The 2,667-nt window shown below is 66.3% G+C and carries 3 protein-coding genes; 2 read left to right on the forward strand and 1 reads right to left on the reverse strand.

Translation table 11 applies throughout. The features are described from left to right. Positions 1–213, reverse strand: a 213-nt coding sequence (locus tag H7841_18180; protein MEO5338786.1) for a helix-turn-helix domain-containing protein, incomplete at its 3' end; no start/stop codon positions are given. A 266-nt stretch (positions 214–479) separates the two neighbouring features. Between H7841_18180 and ffh the strand changes: the two genes are divergently transcribed. Together ffh and rpsP are read left to right on the forward strand one after the other, a co-directional pair. Beyond that, positions 480–1,886, forward strand: a complete 1,407-nt coding sequence (gene ffh, locus H7841_18185) for a signal recognition particle protein (GenBank protein ID MEO5338787.1) — start codon at positions 480–482, stop codon at positions 1,884–1,886. Positions 1,887–1,928: 42 nt separating this feature from the next. Next, positions 1,929–2,667: 30S ribosomal protein S16 (gene rpsP / locus H7841_18190; protein MEO5338788.1), on the forward strand; the 739-nt coding region annotated here is incomplete at its 3' end.

Below are 2,667 nucleotides of genomic sequence, written 5' to 3' on the forward strand. Positions count from 1 at the left end.
CAGTTCGTGTGGCGTGAAGGAACCGGAACGGCCGGCCTCGCCTTTGCGCACCCGCTCTTCGGTCGCTTCCAGGTTGGCCGCCAGGGCGGCACGGGACAGGCCTTTCTCGCCGCGCAAGCGGCGGACCTTGGCGCCCAACTCCAGGCCGATTTCGTCAATATCCAGGGAATGCTTGCGCCGCATTGACGCGGCCCTGAGAATCGAGGTGGTCATCCGGTAGTACCTTGTAAGGTTTTTCGCGTGCACGTCGAGATTGCAGGTATTTCAAAGCCTCGACTTGGGGTGTATCATGCCTCCCGCGCGCCGCCAATAATAAAATAGCATCCCACTATTGTCATACTATTTCAGGGTTGCATTCCGTCTTGCCCTTGACTCCCTAGGCCGGGGTTTCTAGAGTGCAGCCGGTTTTTGCCGCCCCACGGGGCGCCGCCAGTCCGCGAGTGTCGCGCACTGGCGTGTTTTTATTTTTGCGCAGGGCCATGTTCGACGTTCTCGCGACCAAGCTGGGCGATGTCTTCGAGAAGCTGAAACGGCGCGGCGCCCTTTCCGAGGGCGACGTGGATGCCGCCATGCGGGAAATCCGCGTCGCGCTGCTGGAAGCCGACGTGGCGCTGCCGGTGGTCAAGGACTTCGTCGCCAAGGCACGCGAACGTGCCGTCGGCCAGGAGGTGCTGCGCAGCGTCACCCCCGGCCAGATGGTGGTCAAGATCGTCCACGATCAGTTGGTCGAGATGCTGGGCGGCGGCCTGGAGGCCTTCGAAAGCGAGATCGCCCTGGGCAACAACCCGCCGTCCGCCATTTTGATGGTCGGTCTGCAGGGTTCGGGCAAGACGACCACCAGCGCCAAACTGGCGCTCAAGCTGAAGAAGCGCGAGCGCAAGAAGGTGCTGCTGGCTTCCCTGGACGTCTACCGCCCGGCGGCGCAGCAGCAGCTGGCGATCCTGGGCCAGCAGACCGAGATCGCCACCCTGCCCGTGGTGTTCGGCGAACAGCCCCTGGCGATTGCCCGGCGCGCCATGGATACGGGACGCCGCGAAGGCTACGACGTGGTGATCCTGGACACCGCCGGCCGCCTGCACATCGACACCGCGCTGATGGCCGAGGTGGCCCAGGTCCGCGACATCGCCAAGCCTTCCGAAACCCTGCTGGTCGCGGACGCCATGACCGGCCAGGACGCGGTCAACCTGGCCAAGGAATTCCACGAAAAGGTCGGCGTCACCGGCATCGTGCTGACCCGTGTCGACGGCGATGCCCGCGGCGGCGCGGCGCTCAGCATGCGGGCCGTCACCGGCCGGCCCATCAAGCTGATGGGCATCGGCGAGAAGCTGGATGACCTGGAATCCTTCCAGCCCGACCGGGTGGCCGGGCGCATCCTCGGCATGGGCGACGTGGTGGGCCTGGTGGAACGGGCCGCCGAGACCATCGAGCGCGACCAGGCCGAGAAGATGGCCGCCCGGATCATGAAGGGCGAGTTCACCCTGGAGGACATGGCCGAACAGCTTCGCCAGCTCAAGCGCATGGGCAGCCTGGACGGCATCCTCGGCATGCTGCCCGGCATGGGCAAGGTCAAGCAGCAACTGGCCGCCGCCAAGGTGGACGACCGCATGATCGCCCGTCAGGAAGCGATCATCTTGTCGATGACCGTCAAGGAACGGCGCAATCCGAAGATTCTCAACGGCTCGCGGCGCAAGCGCATCGCGGCCGGATCGGGCACCAGCGTGCAGGAAGTCAACAAGCTGCTGAAGCAGCACCTGCAGATGGCCGAAATGATGAAGAAGATGGGGAAGATGGGCAAGAAGGGCCTGTTCGGCGGCGGTCCGCCGCCCGGCATGCTCCCCGGCGGCGGCATGATGCCTCCGCCCGGCTTCATGCCCCCCTTCCGCTGAACGAGGTTTCCGGTTTTCACTTTGCAGACTTAAGGAAATGCCATGTCCCTGAAGATCCGACTGTCCCGCGGCGGCGCCAAGAAGCGCCCCTACTACCGCATCGTGGTCGCCGATTCCCGCAGCCCGCGCGACGGCCGCTACATCGAGCGCGTCGGCAGCTACAATCCGATGGTCGAGCGCGACCATCCGGAGCGCCTGACCCTCAACGAGGAACGCATCAAGCACTGGCTGTCGGTCGGCGCCCAGGCCACCGACCGCGTGGCCCGCATGATCGCCGACAAGGGGCTTTGCGCCAAGCCGGCGATCGCCAACCAGACCAAGAAGAGCCAGCCCAAGGCCAAGGCGCAGGAACGCCTGAAGGCCGCCGCCGCGGCTGCCGCAGCATCCGCCGCCGCCGCGACCCGCGAGCTGCGCGCCGATGAAACCCTGGTGCTGGTGGCCGATGATTCCAAGATCGTGCGCGTCAAGCTCAGCCGGCTGCTCGCCACGCGCAGCTACCGCATCGCGCTGGCCGAGAGCGGCGAGCAGGCGCTGGAGCTGATCGCCGCCGAACGCCCCCACGTGCTGATCACCGACGTCGAGATGCCCGGCATCGATGGCTTCGAGCTGACCCGCCAGGTGCGCGCCAACCCGGCCACGGCCACGCTGCCGGTGCTGATGATCACGTCCTCCGACGACCGCCAGCAGGCCGCCGCCGACGCGCTTCAGTTCCAGCTTGTTCAGGTCACGGCCCAGGGGCACGACCAGCACCCGAAGGTTGGCCTTGGCGGCCAGGGCGTCG

It is taken from the genome of Magnetospirillum sp. WYHS-4 (genome assembly GCA_039908345.1).
Lineage (GTDB): Bacteria > Pseudomonadota > Alphaproteobacteria > Rhodospirillales > GLO-3 > JAMOBD01.